Here is a 14427-nt window from a genome sequence, read left to right on the forward strand (position 1 = left end):
GGCTCAGGTTTCCGAAGGTGTACGGGCGCGCATCAGCGCGGCGATGTCGCGGCTGGCTTCGCGCGGTTGCTGGACGAGTTGCTCGGCCACGGCGATGCGGTTGGCGACGGGATGGTTCTGGTTGAGTTTGAACTTCTGCGCCACCGATTCGACGCGGAAGCGGAAGCCGACGATGCCGCGCAATTGCACGCGATGGTCGTCTCGACCGATCTCGAAGCGCCAGTCGCGCCCGACGCGCGCCTCGTGCTGGCGGGTGAGGCCATCGACAAGCGCCGCGAGCGAGGCCTCGTCGTCGAAGGTTTCCAGCACCCCCTGCAGGTGCGCGACGGCGTAGTTCCACGTCGGCACGCGCGCCTCGGCTTCCTTGTCCGGATACCAGGACGGCGACACGTAGGCGTTCGGACCGTGAACGATGACGGTCGCGGGACCAGCATGCGTTGCCTGCGGGTTCGGGCGCGCCCAGTGGCCCTGCAACTCGATGTCGTTGCCTTCGCGGCGAAGCAGCACCGGCAGGTGGCTCACCGCTGGCACACCGTCGCGCACGGTGATGAGGGTGATGAAGTTGTCGCGCTCGATCAGCGCGTCCAGTGCGGCCAGATCGGTCTCGACGAAGGACGCGGGCTGGTACATGGTCAATGCCGGGCAGGCAGCTGCACGATCATCTGGCTGCGCAGGGTCTCGTCATCGTCGCCCTGCGGTGGTGCCAGTTCTTCCAGCGCAAAGCCGCGGTCGGCGGCATCGTCCTCGTCCAGTCCGTCCAGCGCGACGAACTCGGCATCCATCAGCGCGGCGCGTGCGGTGTCCTCGCTGTCATAGGGCAGGGTGTTGCCATCGCTGTCGAAGACCTCCGCGGTGCCGGCTTCCAGCACGCGCAGACGCGCCCACACCACCGTGCGGCCGAGCGTGGCCAGCCACCATTCCAGATGCATCGTCTCTTCGCCGCGGCTCATGCCGTCACCACCGTCGAAAGCGCCCACAACAGTCCCGCGAGGATCAATGCGATGATGATCGTCAACAGCGACACACGTGCCGGTGCTGCCAGACCGTCCAGATTGCGGTCGTTGGCGTCGCGATAACCGGCACGCAGCAGCCAGCCCAGCGCGATCGGCTTGAGGAATGCGCCGCCACCGAACATCTCCACGATCGCCGGGTGGCGGTCGCGGATGTGCACCAGCGTCAGCGGCCAGAAGATGACGAACGCGCACGCGCCAGCGATGGCGGTGGCTACGAACAGCAGGGCGAGGAACAGGATCACGCGTCAGAACTCCGGGACTCCAACGCCGTCATTCCCGCGAAGGCGGGAATCCAGCGTCGTTCGTCAAACTCGCAAAATGCGTCAGAAAGCAACGTCCCTGGATTCCCGCCTTCGCGGGAATGACAGGCAAAAATCAGAACTCCGCACTACCCGGCGCACGCGGATACGGAATCGCATCGCGGATGTTGCTCAACCCGCACACGTACACGACGAGTCGCTCGAACCCCAGGCCGAAGCCCGCGTGCGGCACCGTGCCGTAGCGGCGGAAATCGCGGTACCAGCCGTAGTGCGCCGGATCCAGTCCGAACTGCGCCATGCGGGCGTCGAGCACGTCCAGGCGCTCCTCGCGCTGGGAGCCGCCGATGATCTCGCCGATACCCGGGGCCAGAACGTCCATCGCGGCGACGGTTTTGCCGTCGTCGTTCAGGCGCATGTAGAAGGCCTTGATGTGCTCCGGGTAGTTCATGACGATGACCGGGCGGCCGACGTGTTCCTCGGTCAACCAGCGCTCGTGTTCGGTCTGCAGGTCCAGGCCCCATTCGACCGGGAACTCGAACTTCTTGCCGGACTTCTGCAGCAGCGTGATCGCATCGGTGTAGTCGATGCGTTCGAACGGGGCGTTGACGAAGGCTTCCAGGCGCGTGATCGCATCGGGCTGGACGCGCTCGGCGATGAAGGCCATGTCGTCCATGCGCTCGTTGAGCACGGCGCGGAACAGGTACTTGAGGAAATCCTCGGCGACGTTGGCGTTTTCGGTCAGGTCGGCGAAGGCGATTTCCGGCTCGATCATCCAGAACTCGGCCAGGTGGCGCGTGGTGTTGCTGTTCTCCGCGCGGAACGTCGGGCCGAAGGTGTAGACCTTGCTCAGCGCGAGGCAATAGCCTTCGACGTTGAGCTGGCCGGACACGGTGAGGAAGGTTTCCTTTCCGAAGAAGTCGCGGCCGAAGTCGACATTGCCCTTGCCGTCGCGCGGCAGGTTGGCCATGTCCAGGGTGGAGACGCGGAACATCTGGCCGGCGCCTTCGGCGTCCGACGTGGTGATGATCGGCGTGGAAATCCAGTAGTAGCCGCGTTCGTGGAAGAAGCGATGCACCGCCTTGGCCAGGCAGTCGCGGATGCGCGTGGTGGCGCCGAACAGGTTGGTGCGCGGGCGCAGGTGGGCGAATTCGCGCAGATATTCCAGCGAGTGCTGCTTGGGCTGCATCGGGTAGGTCAACGGATCGTCGACCCAGCCGACGACCTCGATCTTCGATGCCTGGATCTCGAACGCCTGGCCCTGGCCCTGCGACTGCACCAGCGTGCCGGTGGCGATCACCGCGCAACCGGTGGTGAGGTGTTTTACTTCGGATTCGTAGTTGGGCAGGGCGGCAGGCGCGACGACCTGGATCGGCGCGAAGCAGGAGCCGTCGCTGACATTGACGAAGCTCAGCCCGGCCTTGGAGTCGCGCCGGGTGCGCACCCAGCCGCGGACCGTGACTTCGCCGCCGGCAGGCAGCTTGCCCGCGAGCGCATGTTGCACGCTAGTAATAGTCATGGGCTGACCACCGTCATGCCTTGAATCCTGGCCGTTGCGGGCCGATATGGGGAAAGGCGGCAGTTTACCCGTCCGGAGAAGAAATGAACCGGCGGTTCGCCACTGCCGCGCGCGCGGCCCGCGTTGCGACCGCGCGGAGGTTGCTCGACTTATAATTTTTCGGCCCCGGTCCGGGCCACAAACCAACGGAATCCCCAAATGGCTGTCACCCTCGCTCCCGCCGCACTTGCCCGCGTGCAGCGCTATCTCGTCGAATCGCCGCAGTCGCTTGGCCTGCGGTTCGGGGTGAAGCGCACCGGTTGCTCCGGCTGGCAGCACTTCGCCGACCTGGCCCAGGACCAGCGTGACGGCGACAACGTGTTCGAGCAGGAAGGCGTACGCATCTTCGTCGACGCCGACAGCCTGCCGATGGTCGATGGCACCGAAATCGACCTGATCAAGCAGCGCCTGGGCGAACAGTTCGTGTTCCGCAACCCCAACGCCAGCGCCGAATGCGGCTGCGGCGAGAGCTTCACTACCGAGGCTCAGTAAGCCCCAGCGTCTCGCGCATTCGCACGGCGACCACGACGCCGGAGCCGAACGTCAGCAGCGCCACCAGTCCCATCGCCGCTGTCAGGCCGAACGCATCGGCCGTCACGCCCGCGACCAGCGCCCCGGCGGCGTAGCCCAGGTCGCGCCAGAACCGGTACACGCCAACCGATGACGCCCGCCAGCCTGGATGGGCGACATCGCCGATCGCGGCGAGCAGGGTGGGGTAGACCATCGCCGTGCCGAGGCCCAGCAATGCCGCGCCCGTGGCGAAGCCGGCAAATCCGCCGGCCAATATGATCCCGCCGATGCCCACGGCCTGCACCCACATGCCACTGGCGATCAGCCACTTGCGCCCGACCCGGTCCGACCACGCGCCGGTGAAGAGCTGCGCGATGCCCCAGGTTGCGGGATAGATCGCCGCGAGAATGCCGATCGTCGCCAGATCCATTCCCGCCGCCGCGAAGAACAGCGGGAACAACCCCCAGACCATGCCGTCGTTGAGGTTGTTGACCAGCCCGGCCTGACTGACGCTGGAGAGATCGCGGTCGCGCAGGGTAGTGCGCCAGAAGACGTCCGCCGGTGTGGGGGCCGTTTCCGGAGTTGCAGCGACATCCGGACCGGCCGGACCTGCGCGGTCGCCGATCCCTCCGTGCAGGCGGGACTCCAGCGCGACGTGGTGCCGGGTGTCGCGCACAAGCAGCGTGGAAAGCAGCAATCCAGCAGCGACGAACCCCACGCCCAGGTAGAACGGCTCAGGCCGCAGGCCATATCGCGCGGCAATGAACCCGGTTGCCCACGCACTCACGGCAACCGCGAAATAGCCGGCGAATTCGTTCAATCCCATCGCCAGGCCACGCCGGTTGGGCCCGGCCAGGTCGATCTTCATAATCACCGTGGTCGACCAGGTGAGTCCCTGGCTCACGCCGAGCAACGCATTCGCGAACAACACCCACGACCAGGTCGGTGCCCACATCAGCAGGAAAGGCACCGGCGCCGCGATCAGCCAGCCGGCCACCAGCACGTGCTTGCGCCCGAAGCGGTCCGACAGGCGCCCGGCCAGGTAGTTGGTCAGCGCCTTGCTGATGCCGAACACGACGATGAAGGACAGCACCGCCGTTCGCGCGGCGAGATGGAATTCCTGTTCGGCGAGCGGCGAGAGCAGCGTGCGTTCCAGGCCAACCATCGCCCCGACGAACGCATTCACCAGCACCAGTAGCGAGAACTGCGGCAGGTTTTCGCGCAGCCCCAGGCGCAGGCGGGCAGGGTTGTCGGAGTAATTCCGTGTCGGTGTCATCGCGCCAATGTTGGCAAACAATTGCTATCTGCGCTGGCCCACGATGTCGCCCTTCCCGGGTCTGTGCGCTGCGACCCCCGACTTCCGACAGGGGCAGTTGCGACGACGCGCGCGCAGACTCGGGGCTTTCCGATAGGGGAGCCGCTCCATGTTCCTACGCTTTGCCGCTGCCGCGGCGATGGTTCTCGCCTTCGCGTCACCTGCGCACGCGCAGGCCAATGACGCCACCGCGACGCTCAACAAGCTGTTCGCCGACGAATGGGAGCGCGGCCTTCGCGAGAACCCGATCAACGCCAGTTTCCAGGGCGACAAGCGCTTCAACGACCGCTGGCCCGACGCCAGCAAGGCTGCCATTGAAGCCAGCAGTGCCGCCGATCGCGCCGCACTGGCGAAAGTGGAAGCCATCGACCGCAGCAAGCTGTCGACGGCCGACCAGCTCAACTACGACACCTTCCTCTGGCTGCAGCGCAAGGCAGTGGAGCGGCAAAAGTTCCATCCGTACCTGCAACCGATCAGCCACAGCGGTGGCGTGCAGACACTCGACGGCTTGGCCGAAGCGCTGCCCTTCGCGTCCACCCGCGACTACCGCGACTGGCTCAAGCGCATGGACGCTTTGCCGGTGTTCATCGACCAGACCATCGCGCTGATGCGTGAAGGCGTGAAGGCGGGCAACATGCCGCCGAAGGTGCTGATGCAGCGCGTTCCGCGCCAGATCGCCGCGCAGGTGGTCGACGACCCGACCAAGAGCCCGTTCTACGGCGCATTCCGCAAGTTCGGCGACGCCATCCCGCAGGCGGATCGCGCCAGCCTGCAGGCCGATGCGCAGCGGATCATCCGCGACCGCGTCGTCCCGGCCTACCGCACGCTGCAGACCTACTTCAACAACGAGTACCTGCCCAAGGCCCGCGATTCGATTGCCGCCGCCGACCTGCCCGACGGCAAGGCGTATTACGACTTCCTCGCCGCCTACAACACCACGACCAACCTCACAGCCGACCAGATCCACGCATTGGGCCTGAAGGAAGTCGCCCGCATCCGCCAGAAGATGGAGGCGATCCGCGAGGAAGTCGGCTTCAAGGGCTCGCTCGCCGAGTTCTTCAACTACCTGCGCACCGACCCGAAGTTCTTCAAGAAGACGCCCGACGAGCTGCTGACCGCCTATCGCGCGATGGCCAAGCGGATCGATCCCGAGCTGGTGAAGGTCTTCAAGCTCATCCCACGCCAGCCCTATGGCGTGCGCCCGATCCCGGACAACATCGCGCCCGATACCACCACGGCGTATTACAACGCCGGTGCCCCGGACGGCAGCCGCCCGGGCTACTACTACGTCAACCTGTACAAGCCCGAGGTGCGCCCGACCTGGGAAATGCTGCCGCTGTCGCTGCACGAGGCCGTCCCCGGCCACCACTTCCAGTTCGCCCGCTCGCTGGAGCTGCCGGACGCGCCGATGTTCCGCAAGACCGCCTATTTCGTCGCCTACAGCGAGGGCTGGGGCCTGTACGCGGAGCAGCTCGGCTTCGACATGGGCCTGTATGACGATCCGTACGACCGCATGGGCCAGCTGGCTTATGAGATGTGGCGTGCGGTGCGACTCGTCGTCGATACCGGCATGCACGCCAAGGGCTGGACCCGCGAGCAGGCGATTGCCTACTTCAAGGACAACGCCCCCAAGACCGACCAGGACATCGTCAACGAGATCGACCGCTACATCGGCGATCCCGGCCAGGCGCTGGCCTACAAGGTCGGCCAGCTGAAGATCTCCGAGCTGCGGGCACGTGCCAAGGACAAGCTGGGCGAGAAGTTCGACGTCCGCGAGTTCAATGACGAGGTGTTGTCGACCGGCTCGGTGCCGCTGGAGGCGCTGGAACGGCACATCGACGAGTGGATTGCCGGCAAGTGAGGGGTAGGGCGGGTCTCGACCCGCCATCGAGGCGCCGGTTCCCCCGTTCGTTTCTGTTCTGCGGGCGGGCCTGCGGGTTGAGCCCGGCCCCATCGTGAGCCGGGCACTGCGGTTCGGCGGGTCGAGACCCGCCCTAGGGCAGTCTGGGCTGAAGGCGGTAACCCCGGGTGTTGGCTGGATATCGTGGTTCGGCGGGTCAAGACCCGCCCTACGCGGGTTGGGGATTCGGTGGGCTATGCCCGGTCCCCGCACCGCTCGGGACCGGCCGGTTTGCACGTAACCCATTGACCCTGCCATAATTTCCGGCTCCCGCAGCTCAGGCCAGCGGGAGACCTTGCCCCACCGCGGCCATCCCGGCCGTCCGGGGGGCTGTCCGGAACCGGCATCGCCGGCGCCCGGCATCCACAAGGAAAACAACAATGCGTCATTACGAAGTCGTGTTCCTGGTCCATCCGGACCAGAGCGAGCAGGTGCCCGCCATGATCGAGCGCTACAAGTCGCTCATCGAAGCCGGCAGCGGCAAGATCCACCGTCTTGAAGATTGGGGCCGCCGCCAGCTGGCCTACCCGATCGAGAACCTGGTCAAGGCTCACTACGTCCTGCTCAACATCGAGTGCTCGCAGAGCGCGCTGAATGATCTGGTCGACGGTTTCCGTTTCAACGACGCGGTGCTGCGCCACCTGGTCATGAAGCGTGATGCGGCTGACACCGAGCAGTCCCTGATCATGAAGTTCAAGGACGAGAAGGGCGACAAGCCCGAGCGTCGTCGTCGCGACGATGAGAGCGACAGCGCGATCGGCAATGCCGATTCCGCCGCCGACGAAGCCGAAGCCGCCTAAGGAGCACTGACATGTCCAAGTTTTTCCGTCGCCGCAAGTTCTGCAAGTTCACGGCCGAAGGCGTCAAGGAGATCGATTACAAGGATCTCAACACCCTGCGCCAGTACCTGACCGAGACCGGCAAGATCGTCCCGAGCCGCGTCACCGGCACCAAGTCGAAGTACCAGCGCCAGCTGGCAACGGCCGTCAAGCGCGCCCGTTTCCTGGCCCTGATCCCGTACACCGACAACCACAACGCCTGATCCTTGCCTCCCTCTGCCGCATGCGGCGGAGGGTTGGGGTGAGGCCAGTCCTCACCCGTTCGGACAGCCAATTTCGGACAGCCACCGCTGCGGCGCCTCGCGTCGCTAACGAATACGGAGCACCACCATGCAGTTGATTCTTCTCCAGAACGTCACCAACCTCGGCAAGCTCGGCGACAAGGTCGACGTCAAGCCGGGTTACGGTCGCAACTTCCTCGTCCCGCAGGGCAAGGCCGTGCCGGCCACCGTCGCCAACCTGGCCGATTTCGAAGCCAAGCGCGCCGAGTACGAAGCCAAGGCCAAGGCCCAGCTCGATGGCGCCGAAGGCCGCAAGGCCGCGCTGGACGGCGTGGAAGTCACCCTCACCGCCAATGCCTCGACCGAAGGCAAGCTGTACGGCTCGATCAGCCCGCGCGACATCGCCGAAGCGCTGACCAAGCTGGGTCACAAGGTCGAGAAGTCGGAAGTCGTGCTGGGCGAAGGCCCGCTGCGTCGCACCGGCGAGCACGAAGTCGTCGTGCACCTGCACGCCGACATCAACGCCAACGTCAAGGTCATCGTGGTCGGCGAAACCGCCTGATCGGTACCTGAAGGTTGTGCGGAACGGGCGCCGCGAGGCGCCCGTTTTCTTTTGTTCGGGGAATTTCCTCCCGGCGGCGACCGTCCGTCGGCGGGCATGACGACGCGCCTGCCACACTGCGACAGTGTCTCAGGTTCTGCGATTCCCACCGGTTATCCACAGACTTGTCTGCAACGCATCGCATGCGGGACGACTAGGATGACCGCCCAGCTACATCCCGAATTACAACAAGAACCGGGCCGCAACGACGGTCCGACCAGGGGAGTCATTGCACCGATGAGCGCACGCCAGGGAATGCGCCCCGATCCCGCGTTTCAGACCCGCCGTGAACGCAACATCGAGCAGCTGCGCGTCCCGCCGCAATCGGTCGAGGCCGAGCAGGCCGTGCTCGGCGGACTGATGCTGTCGCCCGATGCCTATGACCGCATCGCCGACGCGCTTACGCCCAACGATTTCTATCGACGCGACCACCAGCTGATCTACCGCGCGATCTGCGAGCTGGCGGAAAAGAACCGTCCCTACGACGCCGTCACCCTGGGTGAGTGGTTCGACTCCATGGGCCTGGGCGAGGAAGTCGCCGGTGGCGCCTACCTGATTGAGCTGGCCAGCACCACGCCCAGCGCCGCCAACATCACCGCCTACGCCGACATCGTCCGCGACAAGGCCGTGCTGCGGCAGCTGATCGACGTGGGCACGGAGATCGTCAACGACGGCTTCATGCCTGAAGGCCGCGACACCAGCGAAATTCTGGAAAGCGCCGAAAAGCAGGTGCTCTCCATCGCCGAAGGCCATTCGCGCGGGCGCCAGGACTTCACTGCGGTCAACAAGGCGCTGTCGGAAGCCTTCGAAGTCCTCCAGTCGCGTTACGAGAACGGCGGCGGCGTCACCGGCATGCCGACGGGCTATACCGAGTTCGACGAGATGACGGCGGGGCTGCAGCCCACCGACCTGATCATCCTTGCCGCGCGACCGTCGATGGGCAAGACCACGCTGGCGCTGAACATGGCCGAATACGCGGCGATCAAGACGCGCAAGGCCGTGGCCGTGTTCTCGATGGAAATGTCGGCGAGCCAGCTGGCGTTGCGCCTGATTTCCTCGGTCGGTCGCATCAACGCCACGCGACTGCGCACCGGCCAGCTCGAGGACGAGGACTGGAGCCGCGTCACCAGTGCGATCCGCATGCTCCGCGACGTCAAGGTCTTCATCGACGACACCCCGGCACTGTCGCCGGTGGCGCTGGCCGCCAAGGCCCGCCGCCTCAAGCGCGAACACGACCTGGGCCTGATCGTGATCGACTACCTGCAGCTGATGCAGGTACCGGGCAACAGCGAAAACCGCGCGACGGAAATCTCCGAGATCTCGCGCTCGCTCAAGGCACTGGCGAAGGAATTGAACGTGCCGGTGATCGCGCTGTCGCAGCTCAACCGATCGCTGGAAACGCGTACCGACAAGCGCCCGGTGATGGCCGACCTTCGCGAATCGGGCGCCATCGAGCAGGACGCCGACGTCATCGTCTTCATCTACCGCGATGACTACTACAACAAGGAAAATTCGCCGGACAAGGGCCTGGCCGAAGTCATCATCGGCAAGCAGCGTAACGGCCCGACCGGGTCAGTGAAGCTGAAGTTCTTCGGCGAATACACGCGCTTCGACAATCTCTCCCACGATTCGGTGGGCAGCTTCGAATAGGGTGTCCGTAGTTCGCGGCAGAACGCGTAGGGCGGGTTTTAACCCGCCATTCCTGCTGAAGATCCGTCATCCCTGCTGAAGGCGGGTCAAGGCCCGCCCTACAAGCCAGTGGGCAGTGTGCAGATCCGCATCGGAGTGGAATCGCCTCGGCTGACGCTGGAGCCGCGTTTCCAGGTTTCCCGAGCCGCTTAGAATGGCGCCATGGTTCCGGCGATCTTCGCCACCGTCCCAGAGCGCCGTGCACACGACCCCGAACATGATGCCGCCCGCCGTCAGCGAACGACCCACCCGGATCGTGGTGGACCTCGATGCGCTCGCGCACAACCTGCACAGCATCCGCGCCCACGTGGGCGTGCCGGTGATGGCGATCGTCAAAGCCAATGCTTACGGACACGGCCTGGTGCGGGTCGCCCTGCACCTGCAGGCGCAAGGCGTGGAGCAGCTCGGCGTCGCGTTCGTGGAGGAAGGCGTCGCACTGCGCCAGGCCGGTGTCACCGTGCCGATCCTCGTGCTGGGCGGGATCTTCGGGCCGCAGGTCGCGCAGTTCATCGTCCACGACCTGGAGATCACGGTGTCCTCGCTGGACAAGTTGCGCCAGGTGGAAGCCGCGGCGCAGGCGCTGGGTCGCAAGGCGGTGGTGCACCTGAAGATCGACACCGGGATGGAACGCATCGGCGTGCACAGCTATTCCGCGCGCCCCTTCATCGAGGCCGCCATGGCGTCGACGTGGTGCACGATCAAGGGCATCTACTCGCACCTGGCCTGCGCGGATGATCCGGCGTCGCCGATGACGGGGGAGCAGCTGGAACGCTTCCTCGAAGCCTGCGCACACATCGAGCGGATCGGCGCGCCGATGCCGCTGCGCCACCTCGCCAACTCCGGTGGGATCCTGCATTTCCCGGGCACCCACCTGGACATGGTGCGCCCCGGCATCCTGCTGTACGGCGTACTGCCCGATCCCACCTCGCAGCGCACCGTCGACGTGCGCCCGGTGATGTCGCTGGTTTCGCAGGTGGTCTATTTCAAGGTGGTCAAGGCCGGTCATCCGGTCAGCTACGGCGCGACCTGGGCACCACAGCGCGATACGCGCGTGGTGACCATCCCGATCGGCTACGGCGATGGCTATCCGCGGGCGCTGTCGTCGCGTGGCGAGGTGCTGGTCCGTGGACACCGCTATCCCATCGTCGGCCGCGTGTGCATGGACCAGTTCATGGTCGATATCGGCCAGGACAGCGCCTTCAACGAAGACGAGGTCGTGCTGATGGGCACGCAGGGCGACGCGTCCATTTCCGCCGAGGCGCTGGCGCAGCGGGCTGGCGTGATCCCGTACGAGATACTGGTTGGCCTCAACGAGCGCATCCCCCGCGAATACAGGGGTGCCTGACGTTCGACTGTCTGCGCGCGTTGACCGTCCGCGCCTGGCCGTGATTCACTCGACGCGAACAGGGAGAAGCGCATGGCCACCGCACGACCGGGCAAGACGACCGTCGACGAAAAAGCGGTGAAGGCGCGCGCCAAGCGAATCCGCGCGAGCAGGCGCGATCCCATGGCCAAGGTCGACACTGCCTGGTTGCGCATGGAGCAGCCGACCAACCCGATGATGATCACCGGCGTACTGATGTTCGCCGAGCAGATGTCGGTGACCGACCTTCGCCGGGTGATCAAGCAGCGCTGGCTGGCGTACCGCCGCTTCCAGCAGAAGGCCGTGGACACGGCTGCCGGCGCGTTCTGGGAAACCGACAACGACCTGGACCTCGACTGGCATGTGCAGCTCACTGCGTTGCCGGGTCGTGGCGGCAAGCGTTCGCTGGAGCGGCTGGTCAGCCAGTTGTCCTCCACGCCACTGGATACCGGCCGGCCACTCTGGCAGTTCCACCTGATCGACCGATATGACGGCGGTTCGGCGCTGATCGCCCGCATCCATCACAGCTATGCGGACGGCATCGCGCTGGTCCAGGTGCTGCTCTCGCTCACCGACACCACCCGCGAACCTGCCAAAGGCAGCAAGCTGCAGGACGCCTGGCTGAAGAAGGACGGCGCCGATGTCGCCCGCCGCGTGGGCGCCGCCGAGCGCTACATGCAGCTGGGCAGCCGGATGGTCGAGAAGGGCATGGAGATGTACCGCGACCCCACACTCGCCGCCGTGCTGGCGAAGGAGGGCGGCGAGATCGGTCGTGAACTCTTGCATGCGGTGACCCTCGCCGACGATCCGCCTTCGCTGCTGCGCGGCAAGCTCGGCGTGAGCAAGCGCGTGGCCTGGGCCGAGCCGCTGGACCTCGAGGAGGTCAAGGCGGTCGGTCGCGCCTGCGAATGCACGGTCAACGACGTGCTGATGGCCACTGCCGCCGGTGCGTTGCGCGACTACATGATCGAACGCGGCGACAACGTCGATGGCCTCACCCTGCGCGCCACCGTGCCGGTGAACCTTCGCCCGCTGGAACACGCGAAGAAGCTGGGCAACCACTTCGGCCTGGTGTTCCTTGAGCTGCCCGTCGGCGAGGCCAACCCGATCCGTCGGGTGGAGCGCGTTGCCGAGTGCATGAATAACCTGAAGAATTCAAGGCAAGCCATTGTTTCATTTGGGCTTCTTGCCGCATTAGGCATGGCGCCTACGGCCGTGCAGGGCCTGGCGCTGGACCTTTTCAGCCGCAAGGCGACCCTGGTGGCCACCAACGTGCCCGGTCCGCCGCAGACGCTCTACATGGCCGGCTGCGCGTTGAAGGAAATGATGTTCTGGGTGCCGCAGACCGGTTCGATCGGCGTGGGCATTTCCATTCTCAGCTACAACGGCCGCGTGCACTTCGGCCTGATCGCTGACGCCAAGCTGATCCCGGATCCCGACCGGGTGATCCAGCGCTTCGGCAGCGAGTTCGACAAGCTGCTGTATCTGTCGCTGATGAGCGACTGGGATGAGCGGCTGGATGCGCCCTCCGCCGACGCGCTGCTCGCGGCAGACACGCGCCGGGCGATTGAATTCCTGACGACCTAGCGTAGTCGCTCGCGGCGGATTCAACAGAAGGCTGCGCGGTTTCCGTGCAGCCTTCGTTGTGCGTGCCGCGACGATCCATCGCGCGCGACGATTGCCTTGTATTGCCCGTGTGAAGCCTGCGTCATCGCCCACGCGGCGACAGTGTCGCCATCACCGTGCCACGACGTCGACATGGCTAGCGTTCAGTCCTGTTCAGCAAACAGGCGTCACCGTTCGTCCCCGCGAATGAGTCCGCCCCCCATGCAGGAGAACCCATGATGAAGACGCAGCTCAAGTACGGCATTACCGCAGTGGCATTGACCACGATGCTGGCCGCGTGCGCGACCACCGGCGGCGGCAGCTACGGCGACCAGCCACAGCAGCAGGACCAGCCCGGCATGAACAAGACGCAGAAGGGGGCCTTGATCGGCGCGGCCGTTGGCGTGGTTGCGGGACTGCTGAGTGGCGGTGATGCCACCGAACGTCGCCAGCGCGCGCTGGTTGGTGCAGGTGTCGGCGGACTCGCCGGTGGCGCCATCGGCAACTACCAGGACCGCCAGGAACGCGCACTGCGTGAACGCATGCAGGGCACGGGTGTCGGCGTGGTCCGCCAGGGCGACAACATCACGCTCAGCATGCCGGGCAACGTCACCTTTGCCTTCAACGAAGACAGCCTGCAGCCGCAGTTCTACCCGGTGCTGGACGACGTCGCGCGCACGCTCGCCGAGTACAACCAGACGATCGTCGAGGTCGCGGGCCATACCGACAGCGTCGGCAGCGATGCCTACAACCATGACCTGTCGGTGCGACGCGCGAATTCCGTTGCCAACTATCTCAGCAGCAGGGGTGTGATGCAGCAACGCCTGATCACCGTGGGTGCGGGCGAATCGCGTCCGATTGCCACCAACGACACTGACGCCGGCCGTTCGCAGAACCGTCGCGTCGAGATCACGCTGGTGCCGGTGCGCGGTTAACCCCGGCAGGCCGGATGAATGGAATGACTGGAAATGGGGCGGGCAACCGCCCCGTTTTCGTTGCGGTGGCGGAACGGGCCCTGCCTCGCTGCGGCGCGGCGCGGGGCACACCAGCGTCGCCTTCGCTCACGGCAGCCGGACGACGAGTTCACGTCGATCGCTTGTGAACCCGGCCTTCGCCCCTATACTGACCGGGTCAGCTTTTAGCTGTCCCCGGGGGTGCACTGGCTTCGACGGGGGTCGCAAAATCGCTTGGCGCATGCCGAGGGGGTAGCTTTCCTCGTAAATCCAGCTGCAAAACTCTAGTTGCCAACGACGACAACTACGCTCTCGCCGCTTAAGGCGTAAGCCCCGAAACTGCTTGTGTCCGTGCTCGCAGCGTAGGGTCATCATCACGGAATCGCTGGAAGTGGCTGCCTGTCAGCTTCCGGTCAACCTAAAGCAGGCTGGTCCCCGGGCGCGCTTTGCACGCCGTGCTGTCCGGGGACGAGACCTAACGGCGAGCTAAGCATGTAGTGCCGGGGATGGAGTGCCTTCGGACGGGGGTTCAATTCCCCCCACCTCCACCAACCTCGAAAAAGCCCGCTTCGGCGGGCTTTTTCCTTTTACGGCTTGCCCACG

Annotated in this window: 14 protein-coding genes and 1 other RNA gene; 10 read left to right on the top strand and 5 right to left on the bottom strand. The window is 65.5% G+C overall.

Features of this window, described 5'->3' with window-relative positions:
• Positions 1-3: 3 nt before the first annotated feature.
• The 4 genes from ACYVD7_RS07820 to asnS all read right to left on the bottom strand — a co-directional run bounded on the left by ACYVD7_RS07820 (position 4) and on the right by asnS (position 2789).
• Positions 4-630, bottom strand: coding sequence for an FMN-binding negative transcriptional regulator (locus tag ACYVD7_RS07820; RefSeq protein WP_460761272.1), 627 nt, complete (start codon positions 628-630; stop codon positions 4-6).
• Positions 631-632: 2 nt separating this feature from the next.
• Complete coding sequence (locus ACYVD7_RS07825; protein ID WP_460761275.1) at positions 633-950, bottom strand: hypothetical protein; 318 nt, start codon at positions 948-950, stop codon at positions 633-635.
• Positions 947-1255, bottom strand: coding sequence for a hypothetical protein (locus ACYVD7_RS07830; RefSeq protein ID WP_460761277.1), 309 nt, complete (start codon positions 1253-1255; stop codon positions 947-949). The genes ACYVD7_RS07825 and ACYVD7_RS07830 overlap by 4 nt, the downstream gene beginning before the upstream one ends.
• A 133-nt stretch (positions 1256-1388) precedes the next feature.
• A complete protein-coding gene (gene asnS, locus ACYVD7_RS07835) occupies positions 1389-2789 on the bottom strand; it encodes an asparagine--tRNA ligase (protein WP_460761279.1) in 1401 nt (466 codons plus the stop codon).
• A 198-nt stretch (positions 2790-2987) separates the two neighbouring features.
• On the opposite strand from asnS, the gene ACYVD7_RS07840 reads away from it, so the two are divergent.
• Complete coding sequence (locus ACYVD7_RS07840; RefSeq protein ID WP_460761282.1) at positions 2988-3320, top strand: HesB/IscA family protein; 333 nt, start codon at positions 2988-2990, stop codon at positions 3318-3320.
• Here the strand turns inward: ACYVD7_RS07840 and ACYVD7_RS07845 are convergent.
• On the bottom strand, positions 3304-4614 hold the full coding sequence (locus ACYVD7_RS07845; RefSeq protein ID WP_460761284.1) for an MFS transporter: 1311 nt from the start codon (positions 4612-4614) through the stop codon (positions 3304-3306). The two genes, ACYVD7_RS07840 and ACYVD7_RS07845, sit on opposite strands and share 17 nt — an antisense overlap.
• 148 nt (positions 4615-4762) lie before the next feature.
• Here ACYVD7_RS07845 and ACYVD7_RS07850 point away from each other — a divergent pair, with 148 nt between their 5' ends.
• The 9 genes from ACYVD7_RS07850 to ssrA all read left to right on the top strand — a co-directional run bounded on the left by ACYVD7_RS07850 (position 4763) and on the right by ssrA (position 14375).
• Positions 4763-6514, top strand: coding sequence for a DUF885 domain-containing protein (locus ACYVD7_RS07850; RefSeq protein WP_460761287.1), 1752 nt, complete (start codon positions 4763-4765; stop codon positions 6512-6514).
• Between the two features lie 419 nt (positions 6515-6933).
• Positions 6934-7353, top strand: a complete 420-nt coding sequence (gene rpsF / locus ACYVD7_RS07855) for a 30S ribosomal protein S6 (protein WP_460761290.1) — start codon at positions 6934-6936, stop codon at positions 7351-7353.
• A gap of 11 nt (positions 7354-7364) precedes the next feature.
• Positions 7365-7595: a 30S ribosomal protein S18 gene (gene rpsR / locus ACYVD7_RS07860; protein WP_031372470.1), complete on the top strand. Its 231-nt coding sequence runs from the start codon at positions 7365-7367 to the stop codon at positions 7593-7595.
• 127 nt (positions 7596-7722) lie between these two features.
• Entirely contained in the window at positions 7723-8175 is a 453-nt protein-coding gene (gene rplI, locus ACYVD7_RS07865; RefSeq protein WP_460761292.1) for a 50S ribosomal protein L9, read from the top strand.
• Between the two features lie 276 nt (positions 8176-8451).
• Entirely contained in the window at positions 8452-9864 is a 1413-nt protein-coding gene (locus ACYVD7_RS07870; RefSeq protein WP_460761295.1) for a replicative DNA helicase, read from the top strand.
• 256 nt (positions 9865-10120) lie between these two features.
• Positions 10121-11248 carry an alanine racemase gene (gene alr / locus ACYVD7_RS07875; protein ID WP_460761297.1) on the top strand — a complete coding sequence of 376 codons (1128 nt, stop codon included), beginning with the start codon at positions 10121-10123 and terminating at the stop codon, positions 11246-11248.
• A 72-nt stretch (positions 11249-11320) separates the two neighbouring features.
• Positions 11321-12853: a WS/DGAT/MGAT family O-acyltransferase gene (locus ACYVD7_RS07880; protein ID WP_460761299.1), complete on the top strand. Its 1533-nt coding sequence runs from the start codon at positions 11321-11323 to the stop codon at positions 12851-12853.
• A 254-nt stretch (positions 12854-13107) separates the two neighbouring features.
• On the top strand, positions 13108-13806 hold the full coding sequence (locus tag ACYVD7_RS07885) for an OmpA family protein (RefSeq protein WP_460761302.1): 699 nt from the start codon (positions 13108-13110) through the stop codon (positions 13804-13806).
• Positions 13807-14021: 215 nt separating this feature from the next.
• Positions 14022-14375: a transfer-messenger RNA gene (gene ssrA / locus ACYVD7_RS07890) on the top strand.
• The last annotated feature ends 52 nt before the right edge of the window (positions 14376-14427 follow it).

Source organism: Lysobacter fragariae (genome assembly GCF_054779775.1).

Bases quoted from the DNA above. Each gene is read 5' to 3' on its own strand.
- ACYVD7_RS07840 (WP_460761282.1), top strand. From the start codon at position 2,988: ATGGCTGTCACCCTCGCTCCCGCCGCACTTGCCCGCGTGCAGCGCTAT.
- ACYVD7_RS07825 (WP_460761275.1), bottom strand. From the start codon at position 950: ATGAGCCGCGGCGAAGAGACGATGCATCTGGAATGGTGGCTGGCCACG.
- ACYVD7_RS07820 (WP_460761272.1), bottom strand. From the start codon at position 630: ATGTACCAGCCCGCGTCCTTCGTCGAGACCGATCTGGCCGCACTGGAC.
- ACYVD7_RS07850 (WP_460761287.1), top strand. From the start codon at position 4,763: ATGTTCCTACGCTTTGCCGCTGCCGCGGCGATGGTTCTCGCCTTCGCG.
- ACYVD7_RS07885 (WP_460761302.1), top strand. From the start codon at position 13,108: ATGATGAAGACGCAGCTCAAGTACGGCATTACCGCAGTGGCATTGACC.
- alr (WP_460761297.1), top strand. From the start codon at position 10,121: ATGATGCCGCCCGCCGTCAGCGAACGACCCACCCGGATCGTGGTGGAC.
- asnS (WP_460761279.1), bottom strand. From the start codon at position 2,789: ATGACTATTACTAGCGTGCAACATGCGCTCGCGGGCAAGCTGCCTGCC.
- ACYVD7_RS07845 (WP_460761284.1), bottom strand. From the start codon at position 4,614: ATGACACCGACACGGAATTACTCCGACAACCCTGCCCGCCTGCGCCTG.
- rpsF (WP_460761290.1), top strand. From the start codon at position 6,934: ATGCGTCATTACGAAGTCGTGTTCCTGGTCCATCCGGACCAGAGCGAG.
- ACYVD7_RS07870 (WP_460761295.1), top strand. From the start codon at position 8,452: ATGAGCGCACGCCAGGGAATGCGCCCCGATCCCGCGTTTCAGACCCGC.
- ACYVD7_RS07880 (WP_460761299.1), top strand. From the start codon at position 11,321: ATGGCCACCGCACGACCGGGCAAGACGACCGTCGACGAAAAAGCGGTG.
- rplI (WP_460761292.1), top strand. From the start codon at position 7,723: ATGCAGTTGATTCTTCTCCAGAACGTCACCAACCTCGGCAAGCTCGGC.
- rpsR (WP_031372470.1), top strand. From the start codon at position 7,365: ATGTCCAAGTTTTTCCGTCGCCGCAAGTTCTGCAAGTTCACGGCCGAA.